This window comes from Luteitalea pratensis, from assembly GCF_001618865.1.
GTDB lineage: Bacteria > Acidobacteriota > Vicinamibacteria > Vicinamibacterales > Vicinamibacteraceae > Luteitalea > Luteitalea pratensis.
The window spans coordinates 3,371,680-3,387,832 of the sequence record NZ_CP015136.1 but is presented as its reverse complement, the minus strand read 5'-3'; the positions used below and the strand labels follow the sequence as shown (position 1 = coordinate 3,387,832).

At 65.3% G+C, this 16,153-nt stretch carries 11 protein-coding genes; 4 read left to right on the top strand and 7 right to left on the bottom strand.

What is annotated here, in order from left to right; all coding sequences use genetic code 11:
* Positions 1–295: 295 nt before the first annotated feature.
* Entirely contained in the window at positions 296–961 is a 666-nt protein-coding gene (locus tag LuPra_RS13905; protein WP_110171304.1) for a zinc-dependent metalloprotease family protein, read from the bottom strand.
* A gap of 92 nt (positions 962–1,053) precedes the next feature.
* Between LuPra_RS13905 and LuPra_RS13900 the strand changes: the two genes are divergently transcribed.
* Positions 1,054–3,399: a winged helix-turn-helix domain-containing protein gene (locus LuPra_RS13900; RefSeq protein ID WP_157899169.1), complete on the top strand. Its 2,346-nt coding sequence runs from the start codon at positions 1,054–1,056 to the stop codon at positions 3,397–3,399.
* 298 nt (positions 3,400–3,697) lie between these two features.
* On the opposite strand, the gene LuPra_RS13890 is transcribed toward LuPra_RS13900, so the two are convergent.
* From LuPra_RS13890 to LuPra_RS13880, 3 genes are all read right to left on the bottom strand, one after another.
* On the bottom strand, positions 3,698–4,588 hold the full coding sequence (locus tag LuPra_RS13890; RefSeq protein ID WP_110171301.1) for a PP2C family protein-serine/threonine phosphatase: 891 nt from the start codon (positions 4,586–4,588) through the stop codon (positions 3,698–3,700).
* A gap of 289 nt (positions 4,589–4,877) precedes the next feature.
* The gene (locus LuPra_RS13885) at positions 4,878–5,177 is read right to left on the bottom strand and encodes a type II toxin-antitoxin system RelE/ParE family toxin (protein ID WP_110171300.1); all 300 of its coding nucleotides are present in this window, start codon (positions 5,175–5,177) and stop codon (positions 4,878–4,880) included.
* Between the two features lie 3 nt (positions 5,178–5,180).
* Positions 5,181–5,423, bottom strand: a complete 243-nt coding sequence (locus tag LuPra_RS13880; RefSeq protein ID WP_110171299.1) for an addiction module protein — start codon at positions 5,421–5,423, stop codon at positions 5,181–5,183.
* 1,278 nt (positions 5,424–6,701) lie between these two features.
* Between LuPra_RS13880 and LuPra_RS13865 the strand changes: the two genes are divergently transcribed.
* The 3 genes from LuPra_RS13865 (at position 6,702) to LuPra_RS13855 (ending at position 13,142) form a co-directional block, all read left to right on the top strand.
* Complete coding sequence (locus LuPra_RS13865) at positions 6,702–7,430, top strand: RNA polymerase sigma factor (protein WP_110171296.1); 729 nt, start codon at positions 6,702–6,704, stop codon at positions 7,428–7,430.
* Between the two features lie 178 nt (positions 7,431–7,608).
* On the top strand, positions 7,609–11,955 hold the full coding sequence (locus LuPra_RS13860) for a WD40 repeat domain-containing serine/threonine protein kinase (RefSeq protein ID WP_162271391.1): 4,347 nt from the start codon (positions 7,609–7,611) through the stop codon (positions 11,953–11,955).
* Positions 11,956–12,059: 104 nt separating this feature from the next.
* On the top strand, positions 12,060–13,142 hold the full coding sequence (locus LuPra_RS13855; protein ID WP_157899168.1) for a hypothetical protein: 1,083 nt from the start codon (positions 12,060–12,062) through the stop codon (positions 13,140–13,142).
* A 375-nt stretch (positions 13,143–13,517) separates the two neighbouring features.
* Here LuPra_RS13855 and LuPra_RS13850 read toward each other — a convergent pair whose 3' ends face one another.
* Genes LuPra_RS13850 through LuPra_RS13840 form a run of 3 tightly spaced genes read right to left on the bottom strand, consistent with a single transcriptional unit; the run spans position 13,518 to position 15,888 of the window.
* On the bottom strand, positions 13,518–14,918 hold the full coding sequence (locus LuPra_RS13850; protein ID WP_234800879.1) for a transposase: 1,401 nt from the start codon (positions 14,916–14,918) through the stop codon (positions 13,518–13,520).
* A gap of 8 nt (positions 14,919–14,926) precedes the next feature.
* On the bottom strand, positions 14,927–15,370 hold the full coding sequence (locus LuPra_RS13845) for a tannase/feruloyl esterase family alpha/beta hydrolase (protein WP_110171293.1): 444 nt from the start codon (positions 15,368–15,370) through the stop codon (positions 14,927–14,929).
* Positions 15,367–15,888, bottom strand: coding sequence for a hypothetical protein (locus LuPra_RS13840; RefSeq protein ID WP_110171292.1), 522 nt, complete (start codon positions 15,886–15,888; stop codon positions 15,367–15,369). Before LuPra_RS13840 ends, LuPra_RS13845 begins: the two co-directional genes overlap by 4 nt.
* Positions 15,889–16,153 lie beyond the last annotated feature (265 nt).

Below are 16,153 nucleotides of genomic sequence, written 5' to 3'. Positions count from 1 at the left end.
CGCTGCAGCCGCAGACGACATGACCGCGGTCTGGCCTGCTGCACCAAGAACCGGTTGAGAGCCGTGCCGGTCAGGTCTTCAGCATCCATTCACGTCCGCTGAATCATTTTGCAAAGACATGTCGACGCACCGCTGGACCCTTGTGGATCACTCCTCTACGGCGTCGGTCCGAAACTCGATGGCCGTGGCGATGCCGCGGCTCTCGCTCTGGCTTACCACTGCGCGGCGTCAACACGCCAGGCAGATCTCCTCCTATTGTCGCCGCGCCCCAGCAGCCGTGCACCAACACCACGCATCACTGCCGCGACGGACCGTGACGGGTTCCGGCGACCGACGAGTGTAGGCTGGCGTCCCCAGCCAGCAAGACTGCGCGCCGCATCCGGCTCTCTTCCGCTGGGCTGAAGCGCAGCGTCCCCCTTCTGAGCGCGATCAGGTCGTCGGCGTCCAGCGTTGCACGCAACAGACCTGACGGCGCATGCCTAAGGCCGAGCAGGTGACCGATCTCGTGCGCCACGACTGCTCCGACGAGGTCGTCGTGCCTCGGCATTGCGAGCAGTGGGTTCGTGCCGGTTCCGGCCCGTCGCGTCAGTCGGAAGGCGACGCCGGCCACGCAAGGGACCGAGACCATCACGGTTCCTGACGAGGCGCGTGCACCGTGAGCGGCCACACCGCAGTTCTCGCGGCCGTGCTGCCGATCACGGGACGAAAGGATGACAACGATCTCCGGCACCGGCGTGTCCTCGACCGGGCACGATTGCGTCGTATCACACACACGCCATGCCACGACGAGTCCGGCCGACGCCAGCAGGTGCTTCGCCACCTCCAACGCGGGTCGTGCCGTGGCGGCGTCGACGTGTCTGTCGGCGTAGGCCCGCACTCGTACTGCGGCCAATTCCGGATCCGCCTCGTTCATCATCGGCGTCGAACCCGCCATCAATATTGCAGAGATGAAACCGAGCATGTGGTCCCTCCTGGCTTACGTCGGCGCGTTAGAATTCGCAGTGCCCGCTCGCCGAGCGCGCGAACCCGATTGCCGTGTGGGGGAAGCTAGGCGTGACCAACCACGGAAGTCCTCAGCGGGAGGCTCAGAAACCCTCAGCGTTTCTCAGCGGACCTGAGCCTGCGTCTAACCCGGTTCGCTTCTACGAGTTCGACCGGTTCCGCATCGACACGAAACGCCACCTGCTGATGCGGGACGGCGGGCCCATCGGCATCAAGGCCAAGGCGCTCGACACGCTGGTGCTGCTGGTCCAGCACGCCGGCCGGCTCCTCGAGAAGGAGGAGTTGATGAACGGGCTGTGGCCCGATACCGCCGTCGAGGAGGGGAACCTCACTCAGAACATCTTCGAGGTGCGGAAAGCCCTGGGTGAGGCGCCGGGCGAGCAGCGGTTCATCGCGACGGTCGCCCGGCGAGGCTATCGCTTCGTTGCGGAGGTCCGCGCAATTGGCGACGAGCCCTCTGCGCGCGATGAGGGATCAGCTGGGGATGGGCAGTCCACGCTGCGGCTTGTCGCGCCCGAGCGCTTCGCGCGACGGACGGTCATCTACGCGGGCGTGGCAGCGGCCATTGTGCTGTCGCTCGTGGGTACAAGGCTCTACGTTGCGTTTGGTCGCTCGGCACCGGTCATCTCGGGTACCTCCTCGTCGCCCCTGCGCAACCTGACGCGGCTGACCTACGGCGCGGGTCTACAGACCGACGTGAGCTGGTCACCCGACGGCAAGCGGGTCGCGTACGCGTGGAACAGGGACGGGAATTTCGACATCTGGGTGCAGGACGTCGATGCTGGCCAGCCAACGCGGGTGACGAGTTCGCCAGCTGACGAGACGCAGCCTGCCTGGTCTCCCGATGGCCAACGTCTCGCCCTTCGTTCCGAAGTCGACGGCGGTGGTCTCTTCGCGGTCGACGTCAAGGGTGGTCCCCTCCGCCGAATCGCGCCGGACGGACGGCGCCCGGCGTGGATGCCGAATGGCCGCGAGGTCATGTTCGTGGATAGCGACATGCCCCGAGCGGCGTTCATCGTGACAGCGGACGGCGGCGCGGCGCCGCGCCGAATTCTCGAAACCGAGCTGAGTCGCGCTACCTACATCGCGCCCGCGGTCCATCCCGAGGGTCGGCTCTCCGTCTTCGCGCCCAAGCTGGCGACCGGCTTCTTTGTCGCCGATCGAACCAACCGCACGCTGAATGCCGTCGATACGAGTGCAGCAGCGCCGCTCGGGTTGCTCGACCCCGAGGCCATCCAAAGCATCAGTTGGAACTCCGCCGGCACGGCGTTGATCGTCGAAGCGCACAGTGACGGCGTGCCGACGCTGTGGCGTGTGGCGGTGGAACCAGTGAGCCTGCGTTGGCGCACGCCGGAGCGCCTGACCACGGCACCGGCGAGCGCACAGGCCGCCGCCGTGTCGCCGGACGGGACGCGCGTGGCATTCACGAGCGCGCCGGCGTCGACCCGCGCCTGGCTGTTCCCGTTCGATGCCAACCGCGCCCGGCTCACGGGCGATGGCAGGGCGCTGACCGACGACGAGCTCTCAATCGTCTCGCTCCGTCTCGCGGCTGACGGCTCGGCTCTCTGCTATGGTGCGCTCGAGCCAGGGAGGAACAACTTCCGCCTGTTTCACATCGATCTGACTTCCGGCCGGACGACGTTCCTCGCGGAATCGTGGGGTGGCGCAATTTCCCGAACCGCGCGCACGATCGCCTATTTACTGACGCGCACCGGATCGAGTTCCACGGGAGAAACTCCCTCCACCGGCCGTGAATCGGCTCTGGCCGTTCGCGACCTCGACGGCGGGGAACGTCTGGTGAGCAGGTGGCGAGGTGGACTGCTTCCTTGGGATTGGGCACCGCACGACGAGGCCGTTCTCGGATCCTGGGTCGAACAGGGCCAGATGAACCAAAACGTGTTGGCGATCTGGCCCGTCGGTCCCATGATGGCCACGCGGCCCGAGCGAGTACTCCTCGAGGCGAGCGGCGTGTTCTTCTGGCAGGCTCGCTACTCTCCCGACGATCGATGGGTCAGTTTCGTCGCCCAGCGCATGAGGAATCACGGAACCGTCGAGATCGGGATCGTGGCTGCGGACAGCAATCGCGCGACGACGTGGACGCGGATACTGGACGATCACGTCTGGCCAGACAAGCCTCGGTGGTCACCGGATGGGCGGACGCTGTACTTCCTTTCGCGGGGAGCTGACGGCTATGTCAACCTCTGGGGCGTGCCCATCGATCCGGCGCGTGGCGCCCAGCGCGGGAAGCCGTTTCAAGTCACGCATTTCAACTCGCCCGAGAGGCGTATCGATCCCAATATGGGCAGTGCCGAGATCGACGTGGCCAGTGGCAGGCTCGCGCTGCCCATGCAGAGCGTGAAGGGCAGCATCTGGCTCTTGTCGGGTGTGAGACCGTGACGTGACGGTGTCCTGCCCAATCGACTGGTGGGCCTGTTCCACCGCGGGGAGGCTACGCTCCTTGGCGCGTCCGTGGGGCAAATCGTCGCCGAAGTGAGCCCGAACCCGGCGGTCTGGCGCAGCGCGAGCGCGAGCCGAAGCGATGGCCGCGAGCTTGTTTACGCGTCGGCGCAGCGCCAGGATCTCCTGCCGCGGTTCCGGTTCCGTGAGGTTCTGCGGGTTCCGAGAATTCTGATCACATCTGTTCCGGACATTCTGATCACCGGTCGGTAGCCGAACCGGGTCAGAAGATCGTCGCTTAGGTGGAACCGGCTTCATCGAATCGAACGATCAACACCGTCACGTTGTCGCGGCCACCAGCGTCATTGGCTTGCGCCACGAGTGCGGTCGCCGCCTCTTGCGGATCCGGCGTCGTTCCGAGCACGTGCGCGATCGCCTCATTAGTCAGCATCTCGGTCAATCCATCCGAACAGAGCAGCAGGCAATCGCGGGCCTTGACCTCGAAGGCGTGTGCTTCGACCTTGACGCCGACCTGCTGACCGCCCACGACGTTCGTGATGATGTGTCGGTACCGATACCTCGCCGCTTCTTCTGGTCGAATCGCACCGCTGCGCAACAGATCGGCCACGAGGGTGTGGTCGTGCGTTACCTGTTGCAGCTCGCGATCCCGATAGAGGTACCCGCGGCTGTCGCCGACGTGGACGAGGCATACCTGCGATCCGAGGTGAAACGCCAGCGTGACCGTGGTGCCCATGCCGCTGAGCTCGGGATGCTCGGCAGCTTCCGCCATGACGTGCGCATCGGCCTGACCGATCGCAGCCTGAAACTCGGCGAGCACATTCTGCCCCCCGCTCTCATCAGGCGCGAAAAACCACTTGAAGGAATTGAGCATGAACTGCTCGATCGCGGTGACGGTGAGCGCACTCGCCGTTTCGCCGGCGCGGTGGCCACCCATGCCGTCGGCGACGAGATATAAGTGGCCGCTTTCCTCACCGACATGCAACCTTGGCTCGACCAGGCTGGTTTGCCGAATCCGCATCGCCTTGCTGAGTTCGGCCACGAGAAACTGGTCTTCGTTCGTAGGACGCACGCGGCCTTTGTCTGTGATGCCAAACGCCTTCGGCGTCAGGGCCCCGTGCGCGACGGGTGTCGCGGACTCGACGTTGCGCGGCGCAGCAGGGTCGGGCATTACTGTCGGTGTTGCACGCACCGTGCCGTCGCGGCTTATGAATGCCACCTTCGGCTGGCTCTCGATAAAGTCCGGAAGCAGAGGACCGCGAACGCGGATACTAGCGACGAGAACCGGCCGAAGGCCGCCAGGAGCGGGCGGTCGCCGAGGACCAGCGGGCGAACGGGCGCGACCCTATCGACACCCGCCGCGGTGGGCGCTCCCCCGCCGGCAACTCCTCCGGTACCATCAATCACGGCGACGGCGTGCAGGCACGACGCCGCGACGTTCCGTCACAAATGCCTCACCGCTATCGTGCGCGTCGACGCCACACCTGCGGGTTCCGTCGCAGGTGCAACACCGCGAGGACGACGACCATCTCTTCGGACGCGAGAAAATACACGGCGTACGGGAAAGTATGCAGCAGCGCTCGACGGACATCGCCCAACACGCTGGGGAACTGCAATGGCCGTTCACGGATGCGCGCGAACATCCGATCCACGTCGTTGAGGAATCGATAGGTGAGGCCGGAACGCTCATCGTCGTACCACCGCGCGGCATCTTCGAGATCGCCCTCGGCGAGTGGACGAACGATGAACCGGCGAGTCATTCGTCAGTGGTTGGTGTCGAATTTCTTCCGGAGACGTTCCTCAACCACCTCCCAGCCATCACCGGCGGCCGGATCGGCGTCGAGGTCCTTCAGGCGCACGTCGAGGATTTGGCGGTGCCAGTCAGGAACGGGAATCGTCTCAGGAGTGGCCGCAATTCGGTCCCAGAGCGACTGCAGGTAGTCGATCTTTTCGTCAACCGAGAGCTCGTCGAATCCGACCGGCGGAAGCGGAAGGGGTTTGGGCATCAATCACGTCCAGCGAGACGATCTGACGCAGTATAGCGTCTGAAATTTCGGCCTGTGGCGGACTTACGCCGCCCGGTTCACAACTGCAAGTAGCGGCGGTCGCGCGGCCCCGGCAAGGCCACTGAATCGGCGCAAGAAAGTCGCCCGTGTTTGGCGATCGTTTGCTTTTCGGGGGGCAGCCAAACCGGCCTGTTCCTGCTCAGCTCGACCCGGACTGCCCCGTCCGGCACCAGGACGATCGCTTCGATCAGCCCAGGGACCTTCTGCGGCTCCAAGAAGCGTGTCCTCGTGCTGGAACTCGGTCGCGAGATCCTCGGCCTTCCTTTGGTAGAGGCAGAAGCGGGCGGCTGCTCATCGGAAGTCTTTGGCTGCGCCTCCGCGAACGACGTGTGGTTCGCGCCGCGCTGCCAGATTCAGCCCCACTAGTCAGCCAACAATGATGGAAGTCCTTACGGCAGAGGCCTTTGCCGAGAGTCATCCCTGCTGGAAGGTATCAGACCGAGCATGGGGGTACATGTGGTGGTACGGACCTCAGCAGCAACAACACGTAAGTAGCTGTATGCCAGTGGCTTAACTAATCGCCGTTCGACTCCCGCCGCCTCCACCATTCGTCCAGAGTTGTCCGTAGGCGTCCATGGCGTTCCATGGGCGTCCAGCCGATCCGCGTCGAAACACTCGCCAACTTCTCCCGCCAGCTGTGCGCCGCGCTGCTCCACTTGCCTGCCGCGCGCCCCACATCGATGAATGCGTGGGGGTATTTCTGGGGGTACGCCCCGATTTGGGGGTATCGATGCCCTGGGGGTATCGGCACCCCTGGGTCTCACGGCCTTGGCCTCGACCACGATCGCGACGATCTCACGCGAACTGGGGCGGCCACATCTAGCTCTCGCCAGTTAGCCGTGATCCTTACTCCGTTTTCGGAAGCTTGGGGAATAAGCAGCGTATGCACCTTCGGAAGATGTCTACGAGACCGGATCAAGCCAGACTCTGAGCGACGAGCGACCCGCCACGGGTAGCACAACCGTCCTTCGAGCTAACCAGGCCGGCGCGCAGCACCAGCTCACTATAATCACTGCCGATGGCGCCCGTCTCCGTCAGCGGCCCGTCCGTCGTTCGCGCGGTGGTGCTGGCCAATCGGGCGTTCCGCTCGACCTCCCCGCTTGCTTCTGAACACGGTTCCCTCATGCGCCGGTTGAGATGCACGAGGGCGAGTTCGGTCCTCACCCGTTGCGCAGCGGCGAGTGTGCGCCACCGGAGCTGGCCCATGGACCGTGAGCCATGAGCACGTTTCCCAGCACCGCCTGGACAGCCGTTTCGCGAGCCCGCAGTGGCGGCGAGCCCGAGGCGCGAGAGGCGCTTGCCTTTCTGTGTGCGGCCTACTGGCGTCCCCTGTACAGCTTCGCCCGCGGGGTCGGTTATACGGCTGAGGACGCCCATGACCTCACGCAGGGATACTTTGCGCTGCTCATCGAGAAGGACTACCTCGGTGACGTGCGGTTGCGGGAAGGCCGATTCCGCGCGTTCCTCCTGACGTCGTTCAAGCACTTTCTGTCCAAGGAACGCGACCGCGCGCGGGCGCTGAAGAGAGGCGGCGGCCGGGTGCCGGTGGCGATCGACGTCCGGGAAGCGGAGGCGCGGCACCCTGACGATCCGCTCGACACTCTCGATCCCGAGACGCTCTTCGAGCGGCGGTGGGCCTTCACCCTCCTCGAGCGGGCGATGGCACGTCTCGGTCAGGAACTGAAGCACGCAGGTCGCGGCGTCGAGTTCGAGCAGCTTGAAGGCTATCTGACGGGCAGTGAGCCGCGGGTGCACTACCACGAGGTGGCCGAGCGCCTCGGGACGACCGAAGGCGCCGTCAAGAAGATGGTCCACCGGCTGCGTCGACGCTACGGGCATCTGCTCCGGGAAGAGATCGGGGCCACGGTGGCCGACCCTGGAGACGTCGACTCCGAACTTCATCATCTGCTGTCGGCAATCAAGCCGTGGGAGCGTCCGGCGGGGTAACCTTTCTTCTCCCCTCCGTCTTTCTGATCTCTGAGGAGTGATGTCGACTTCGCCGAGCTGTCACGACTGTGGCGCGCCGTTGATTGACAGGGGTGCGCTCGAAGGCCGGTGCCCCAGGTGCCTGCTGGACCTCGCGGTGGACGAGAGCCAGGGAGCCGTGTCTCAGAACTCCGGAGGCATGCCCGCCCTCCCTACCACCTCCAGTGGCTTTCGGCCCGCCCTGATTCTTGGTGGCCGCTACCGGCTTCTGCGCGTGCTCGGTCGCGGTGGTCAGGGAGAGGTGTGGCATGCCTTCGATGTGAAGCTCCGAATGGAAGTGGCGCTGAAGGCGCTTCGGGCTGACCTGATTCGGGACGATCACGCCCGGGATCTGCTACGAAGTGAGGTGCGTAGCGCGCGCCAGGTCGTCTCGGCCAACGTGTGCCGGGTGTTCGACCTTGTAGTCGAGGACGGCCATGAGATGGTGTCGATGGAGTTCGTGGACGGCACCACGCTCGCCGAACTTCTTGCGGAGAAGGGGCCGTTGGACTTCGGCCGGGGGGGAGAGATCGCCGGACAGCTGCTGGCTGGCCTGGAAGCGATCCATGCCGCCGGGTTCGTGCATCGCGATCTCAAACCCGAGAACGTCATGCTGACCCTGTCGAAGCGGGTTGTGGTCATGGACTTCGGGATTGCCCGAAGCCTGACCGATACCCAGGCTGAGACCATCGTCGGGACCCCGGGGTACATGTCTCCGGAGCAGGCCGACGGCCTTCTGGTGGACGCGCGCGCCGATGTGTTCTCGGCCGCCGTGATTCTCGCGGAGATGGTCTCGCCGAGGACGACCGGAACGGGCGGATCAGCGAATGACAGACTCAGGCTGTGGGCGGAGTTGCGTCGAGACCCGCCTCAGGTTTCGGCCGGACCTTGGAGTGCAGTGCTCCGCCGGGCACTGAGCCGTTCACCTGGGGCCCGTTATTCCTCCGCGGGTGCGCTGGCGCGCGCCCTGGAAGTCGAGCAGCGGGAGACGAGTCGCGCCGAGCAGAGTCCATATCCGGGTCTTCTGCACTTCACACCAGAGGACACGCGCTTCTTCTTCGGCCGCGAGCTCGAAGTGGAGTCGCTGCTTCGTCAGTTGCGACGCCCTCGCCTGCGAGCCGTAATCGGGCCTTCCGGCGCCGGCAAGAGCTCGTTCGTGCGGGCTGGGCTGGTGCCGGCCCTCCCCGCTGGCTGGTCGGCAATCGTGTGCGCACCAGCGGACAGGCCGTTCGCCGCTCTGGCCCAGGCCCTGGCTCCGAAGCTGGCTGGCGATCCGGAAGTCGGGCACCTGTTGCCCCACCTCGAAGATTTCGCCGCGTCTGTTTTCCTGGCGCGACGATGGCGCCAGCGGCATGATCACGCGCTCCTTGTCGTCGATCAGGCCGAGGAATTGTTCACGCTGAACCCGATCGAGGTGCAGCATCGCTTCTCGGAGCTCCTGGGACGACTCGTGCTCGACGCCGACGTGCACGTCCTCCTCTCCATCCGAGATGATTTCCTGCTGCAGTGCCAGTCCTTCGAGGACCTGCGCCCCGCGTTCTCCGACCTGACCCCTCTCGCGCCGCCAGCCGGCGCCGCGCTGCGCCGTGCACTGGTGCAGCCGGCACTCGTCTGCGGTTATCGGTTCGAAGACGAGCGGCTCGTGGAGGACATGCTGCGCGACGTGGCCCAGGAACGAGGGACGCTGCCGCTGCTCGCCTTCGCATTGGCGCGCCTGTGGGAGCACCGCGATCGGGAGCGCGGCCTGCTCACGCGCCGTGGCTACGAGGACATCGGCGGCGTGGCTGGCGCGCTTGCCCAGCACGCCGAGGCGACGCTCGAGACGATCGGTGCCGCGCGCGTTCAGATCGTGCGGGAGATCCTGCGCAACCTCGTCACGGCCGAAGGAACGCGGGCGCTCCAGGGATGGGAAGAACTCCTCTCCGCCTTTGCCGACCGTCGCGAGGCGGAGGAGGTCCTTGGCAGGCTCATCGAGGCGCGTCTGCTGACGTCCTTCGAAGCGGCACCCGAGGACGCGGGCACGACCGGACACCGTCAGGTGGAGATCATTCACGAGTCGTTGCTCGCGTCCTGGCCCCGGCTCGCGCGCTGGCGCGACCAGGACAGCGAAGGGGCGCGTCTGCGCGACCAGCTCCGGCAGGCTGCACGCCTTTGGGACGAGCGAGGGCGACCGGGCGGTCTCTTGTGGACGGGACCGTCTTTCGCAGACTACGTCGCCTGGAGATCGCGCTATGCCGGTCGACTGACTGCGCTCGAGCAGGCGTTCGGCAAAGCCATGGAAACCCAGGCCGGCCGACGACGACGCCAGATGGGTATGGCGATCGGCACTGCCTTTGCGGCGCTCCTGGTCGTACTCGTAGTCGTGAGCCAACTATGGATTCGGAGTCGCGCGGCGGAGCAGCGGGCGGTGCAGCAGACGCTCCGCACCGAGGCACAACAGCTCCTTGCGCTCGGACAGCTCGAGGAAGACCGGAACCCGACGCTGGCGTTCGCGCACGCGATAGCCGCCTTGGAGCGCGCCGATACGGCGGAGATTCGGCGCTTCGCCTTGCGCCAACTCTGGAAAGGGCCGCTGGCGTTCGTGCGGAGCGAGGGAAGCAACGGCGGCGATTCGAGCCTCGCGTTCAGCACCGATGGCGAATGGCTCGTCGACTCGGGAACTGATGCGCGCGTGTGGCGGCGCGATGGGTCGGGGCCATTCGATGTGGGCAGTTCGTTCCTGCGCAACGTGACCGCACAGTTCGCGAGTGACGGGCGCAGGCTCGTGATCTTTGGGCGACGGCGTTCTGGGACAGCGGGAGTCGATGTCATCGGTCTCCCGGAGCTGACGCTGCTGAAACGGATCGAGACCCCCGGCGAAGGTCTCCTGGCCGTGCGCGGCGACAAGCTCATCACGCGAGCGCCGAACGGCTCTGGCGCAGACATCGTTCTGCGATCGCTCATCGCGGGAGATGCCCGCAGGCTGGGCTTCCTCTCCGGTGGAGCGCTGCGACTGCAGTTCGACGCGTCAGGTGATCGCTACTTCGTCTCGTATCCCGGTCACCGGCAGGTGCTCGCGTCGACGTCCAAAGCCGGGGCAGCGGGACAGCACATCGTGCTCCGGACGAGTGCGCCAGTGTCGAGCTTCTGGCTTGACAGCAACGGCGAACAGATCGCTTTGCGGGACGACACGGGTGCGCTGCGGCTCGGCTCGCTGGTACACGCGCGCGAGCCTCGGCACCTGACCGGTTCATCACTGAAACCGGAGGAGCGGATCAGCAGCGTCGTCTTCGATTCCACTGGCCGATGGATCGTCGCGGCCCTCACGGGGCAAGGATTACGAATGTGGGATCTGATTGGTCCGCCGGACGCCGAAACGATGGCGCTCGGCCGCGGACCCGTCACGACGATCGGCGCCGTGTTCGAGCCAACCGGGCGATGGCTGACCGCTGAAGATCTGAATGGCGTGACATTCTGGCCCCTTACACGGCGTTGGCCCTCAGTCATGAGAGTCTCCGCTGGCGCGCCGAGAGATGTGGCCTTCGATCCGAAGGGGAAGTGGATCGCTGCGTCGGCCGGGGTGGGTGGCGTTGAGATTTGGCCTTCGACTGGTAACAGCTTCCCGCGCCGACGTATCGCTGCGGACGTGTCCCAATTGGCCGTTTCGCCGGATGGCCAGTTTCTCGCCACGGGCACACGGTCTGGAAGCGTGCTGATCCTGCCGGTCGCAGGGTCAGGCTTCAGGGAGTTGCCCGGCTTCCAAGGGTGGGTGGACGCGGTGGCTTTCGATGCGACGGGAAGCCGAATCGCTGCAGATGGCCCGGAGAATGGCGGACAACGCCACGTTATTCGCGTTTTTGACCTGCAGACGGGCGCCGTGAAGCGCTACGATCCCGGCGACGGAAACGATATCAATACCGTCGCGTTCTTGCCGGATGGCCGCCTGCTCATCGCGGGCTTTGGAGGACTGCGTCGCCTCGATTTGGAAACAGGGTCTTTCGAACTTCTACTGGCGCAGCCGGGCGGGGCATTCCTCGGTCCCGATGGCCGACACGTCCTCCTGCTCGACACCGGCGACAACGTCCAAGAGCCTGTGGGTACGGCATCTGTGTATGACCTGCACGAACGGCGCGGCTGGCCGCTGTCGTCACACGGAGACCAGGTAACCTTGATGGCGTGGGATCCCTCAGGCAAGCGCCTGGTGACTGGCAGCCGGGATGGGATCGTGCGGGTCGGTCCTGCCACCGGCGACGAGCCGCACCTCCTGATCGGCCATCAAGGGCCCATCTGGGGGGTTCGAATCGATCCAACCGGACGCCTCGTCGCCTCGACGAGCGTGGACGGCACGGTGCGGATCTGGCCGATGCCCGAGGGACAACCGCCGCATACCTGGTCGCGTGATGCGCTTCTCGACAAGTTCCGGTCGTTGACGAACGTTCGCATTGCTCCGGACGCCACGTCGGCTAGCGGCTATCGCATTACCTTCTTGCCGTTTCAAGGGTGGGGCCGCGAGCCGCCGACCTGGTGACGTGCGGCGCGAGGCCGGGAACCTTCTCGTCACGTTTCGTCTTCCTCCTCCAGAGCCGATTCCCGTCACCACTCGGCGTGATCCTCGGATCGAAAGGAGACATCATGAGACTGGGACAATTTCGCGCGCCGCAGGCGCGCCTCGGTTTGCTTCCAGCTACTGCCATCGCGGTCGTGTTGCTGATCCCTGCGGCCGCCGCACAGGCGCAGGAGGCTGCGGCAGAGGCGTCTTCGTGCGCCGAAGGTCCCACCCTGTCGAAACGGGTGGAATTCGCGGACCTTCATGGCGCGGAGAACACACTGGGACACAAGGACCGGTGGGCCAGGCAACTCAGTGCCTTTGACATGGGCGCGCGCCAAAGGACGGCAGCGCCCACCACACTGAAGGCGTTCCTCGACTTTGCCGCTGGCGCGGGCCTGGATTGGACGGCGGTCGAGAAGACCAATTGGCAAGCGTTGGTCGACAAGTTGAGCGACGCGATGAACGGCTTGAAGCTCCACGTGCCGAACATCGACCTCGTCAAGACGAGCGGCCAGGAAGAATTCGACTCGGCCTACACCCGGAGACACGCGATCATGTTTCCTGAGTCGATGACCGCGCTGCCGACGACCGATGCACGGCGCGCCTACTTTCTGCTGGCGCACGAGGTGTTTCACGTCCTATCGAGAACGGATTCTCTTCTGCGGGATGACCTCTATGCGCTTCTTGGATTCAAGACCGTGGACGGGTTCGAATACCCAGCCGAGCTCGAGGATCGTCGCCTGAGCAACCCGGACGCGTTCGAGTACCTGCACACATTGACTGTTCAATCCGGGTCGGGGAGCGCCGAAGTCGTGCCGGTGATTCAATCTCTGTTGCCGTTGGACGAGGTCATTCAGCTGCCGAGTATCTTCGACGCGCTGGACATCGTTCTCGTGTCGGTTGATGCCGGCACCGGCGAAGCTCTCCGCGCCGACAATGGCGATCTCATCAAGTACAACTTCGGCAACACGAACTGGATCCCGCTGATGCTGCGCAATTCCTCGTACATCATCCACCCGGAGGAGATTCTGGCAGACAACTTCGCGACGCTGATGGAGTGGCGCTCGGATGGTGTCCTGCCGCCGGCCAATCCGGGCGGCTTCCCTGTCAATGACGTCGATCTTCTCACCGCGATAGAAGGCGTGCTGGCGAGCGGCTGCAGATAAGCGCAATACGCGGGAAGTGTGGTAGCGGTCATCGCGAGCCGCCGTTGCACGATGATGATTGTGCCTTTCTGGCTTCACCTTGACGTCGAGGTGAGAGCCCTGCCGTCGCCAACAACATCTTGCGATCTCTCGCGCGAGTTCCCGTCATCCAGACGTGGTGAGAGTGCGAGACGTCGGCGTTCCGGAGAATGTCTAGCTCCATCACTCGCGCGACGGTGCGTGGGGTTGTGTCGGCCGTCGCGCTGCGGTCGCGCGTGACCGGAAGCACGCGGGCACGCAGGTAGGCAGCCCTTGGCGGTCAAGCGGTGACGATAAGCGACGGACTCGTTACGCCGGTCGCGGCTCTGTTAGCAGCCCGTGGTGGAAGTCACTGAGTCAGGGTCGCGCTGCCTCGGCGAGCGAGTTGCGCAGATAAACCAGGTCGGCGACTGGTGTGTCGGTCGTGGTTGTCAGGATCGGCCACCGCGCCGCCAGGGCGTCCGTGAGCATGACCAGCAGGGCGACAAGGGGACCGAGACGCGCCTGCAGGCCCCGCGGCGTGCCTGCGCCGACCAGCTGGCGCATGACGAGCCCCAGATTGAAGCCGCCGGCGTGCACCAGCAGCCGCTTGAGGATGTTCTGATGCCCGCGCAGGTGCGTCCGTCGCATTGCGCCGGTTTCGTACAGATGCGCAAACGAGCGCTCGACGCGTTCGGCACGGCAGCGCAAGAGCGCGAGACCGCGGCGGCCGCGGATGCGTCGGCGATTCGCGTAGACGAGCGCTTGCGCATCGGGGGCCTGGTCCCACCGACGGCGACCGCGGTCCGGTTCCGAGACGTAGGCGCGGATGCCGAGCGCGTGCAGATCGATGAGGGTGCGGTTGGCGTGGTAGCCCTTGTCCGCGATCAGTTCGTCGAGCTGTGCCGGCGCGCCGACCCGCTCCAATTGCTCGGCCGCCTCGACGACGGTCTCGACCACGCTGCTCGTGTCGCCGACATCGGCGCCCTGGACTGTGACCGCGACAATCGCGCCGCTGTCGGCATCGACCGCGTGCTCGGCCTTGTGTGCTAGGTGCGTGCGCCCGTCCTTCATCTTGGTGATCTTCGCGTCGGGATCGTCCGGATGCGTCCAGTCGTCGTTGGATCCCTTCTTCTTGCGGCGTCGATCGAAGCGCGCGAGCGCCTCGCGTGTGGGCGTCTCGATCCCCGAGGCCGCGGCCAACTGCGTGAGGTAGGCCTGGTACGTCTCGCCGGTGTCGCGCCGCACGATGCTGCGCATGGCCGCATTGGCTTCCAGCGTCGTCGCGTCCACCGCGATCGTCTTGCCAGTGAGCAGCCCGTGCGTCACCAACTGTGCCTGGACCCACGTGAAGACGGCCCGGTGGGTCTCCACATCGATCAGGCGACGCGTGCGCGAGATCGTCGAGTGATCCGGCGTGCCGTCCTCGAGCCCGACGTGCAGGAATCGACGGATCGCCAACGAGTCGGCCGCCCGCCACGCGATGCCGCGCTCGGAGTCCAGGCCTTCGAAGTAGCCAACCAGCAGCAGGCGGAAGTAGCGGCCCGGGGCCAGCCCGGGACGGCCCATGCGCGGCGCGTAGAAGCCGCGGCAGGCGTCCTCGACGTAGCGATCGAAGCCCGCCGCGTCGAGCACCGAAGTGAGCCGCGTGTAGAACGGATGGCCAGGACCGGTGGGCAGCTCCGACGTCGCGATCCAGAGCGGTGCCTGCTCGTCCTGCCGCGTGCCCATCGCCATGCGTCGCAGTCTATCGAGCGGGTTCGATGGTGTCGATCCCATCGCCCAGCTCAGGCAGCACTTTCACCACGGGCTGCTAGGGTCCAACTCACGTCGGTGATGCCGCCTTTGTGGCCCGTGTCGGTGGATGCGACGGCATATCCGCGGCGCACGGCCTGCGCGATCTGCACATATTGGATCTCGCCGCCAGCACCGGGATTGCCGAGGCCGTAGAACCTACCGTTCCAGCCCGCCGCAGGCATCCACACCTCGAACTCGATGTGCGAATCGCTCGTCGGCCGAATGACGCCTACGACCCTGCAGAACGCGGGCAGGCCCTCGAGCGGGTTACCCGCCGGCGGCGTGAAGGTGCCGGCGGTGCTGACCGCCAGGGTAATGGTGGTGTCCGGCAATCGGAGCTGCGTCAGGTGCTCGCAGGACTGAGGCGCCGCCATCGCGTGGCTGGCCCAAGTGACGAGCGGCAGCAGGGTCAGGACTGCCCGGAGCAACATCATTTGTCCAGTCGTGTCCCGGTGATGTCGATCACCACAGTGACCTTGTCATCGGCAAGGTCTTCTACCGTCCACTGATAGGCACCCTCACCCTTGGCCACCATCGTACGGCGAACCAGGTGGTAGGCACCTTCGACGTGGTACTCGTATTCGGAGATCATCTTCTCTCCTTCCCATCGCACCGGGTGAGCGGCGGTCTGGCCGCGCTCGTCCGCGAACAGCCCTTCATAGCGGCCCTTGCGATCGTTGTACGAATAGACCGCGAACCCCGGCCATTCCCCTGGCTTTGGTGCGTCCTCGCGACACATCAAGAAGCGTGACACCCACTCACAGCGAGTCGTGAACTCGAAGTTCTCCCGCCCCTTTTCACCGGGCCCCCACCCTTTCATCCGCCATCGCCCTTCCAGGAAGTTGAGGCGATTGAGTGCGGCGGGGCGTTCGGTAACGGGCGCGGACTGCGCCGAGCCGACCTGGGAGAACAGAGACATCACGATCATCGCTAGCAGCAACCGCGTCATCATAGAGGCTCCTTTCGGTGGACGAAGGACGAGGTTCGTGAGCGTCGCACCTTCGGACGCAAACCCTTCCCTCATAAATAAATGAGCGCGAGTCTACGATGCTGCGGCGCTGGACGCAATGGACCGCAGCTCGTGTCCTGCGCGTCGTGGCAACCGTGTTCCTTCTGCCGGCGACTCCTGCTGCATACACCTGCCCTACGGGGAGGACGTAGTTGCAGCAGTATGGTATTGGTCAGATTCAGCGAAGCGCCGGGGCGCGCAGCCTGAT

Excerpts from the sequence above, each read along its gene's own strand:
- LuPra_RS13890 (WP_110171301.1), bottom strand. The coding sequence starts at position 4,588 with ATGCCCGACCCTGCTGCGCCGCGCAACGTCGAGTCCGCGACACCCGTC.
- LuPra_RS13845 (WP_110171293.1), bottom strand. The coding sequence starts at position 15,370 with ATGATGTTGCTCCGGGCAGTCCTGACCCTGCTGCCGCTCGTCACTTGG.
- LuPra_RS13905 (WP_110171304.1), bottom strand. The coding sequence starts at position 961 with ATGCTCGGTTTCATCTCTGCAATATTGATGGCGGGTTCGACGCCGATG.
- LuPra_RS13865 (WP_110171296.1), top strand. The coding sequence starts at position 6,702 with ATGAGCACGTTTCCCAGCACCGCCTGGACAGCCGTTTCGCGAGCCCGC.
- LuPra_RS13885 (WP_110171300.1), bottom strand. The coding sequence starts at position 5,177 with ATGACTCGCCGGTTCATCGTTCGTCCACTCGCCGAGGGCGATCTCGAA.
- LuPra_RS13855 (WP_157899168.1), top strand. The coding sequence starts at position 12,060 with ATGAGACTGGGACAATTTCGCGCGCCGCAGGCGCGCCTCGGTTTGCTT.
- LuPra_RS13860 (WP_162271391.1), top strand. The coding sequence starts at position 7,609 with ATGCCCGCCCTCCCTACCACCTCCAGTGGCTTTCGGCCCGCCCTGATT.
- LuPra_RS13880 (WP_110171299.1), bottom strand. The coding sequence starts at position 5,423 with ATGCCCAAACCCCTTCCGCTTCCGCCGGTCGGATTCGACGAGCTCTCG.
- LuPra_RS13840 (WP_110171292.1), bottom strand. The coding sequence starts at position 15,888 with ATGATGACGCGGTTGCTGCTAGCGATGATCGTGATGTCTCTGTTCTCC.
- LuPra_RS13850 (WP_234800879.1), bottom strand. The coding sequence starts at position 14,918 with ATGGGATCGACACCATCGAACCCGCTCGATAGACTGCGACGCATGGCG.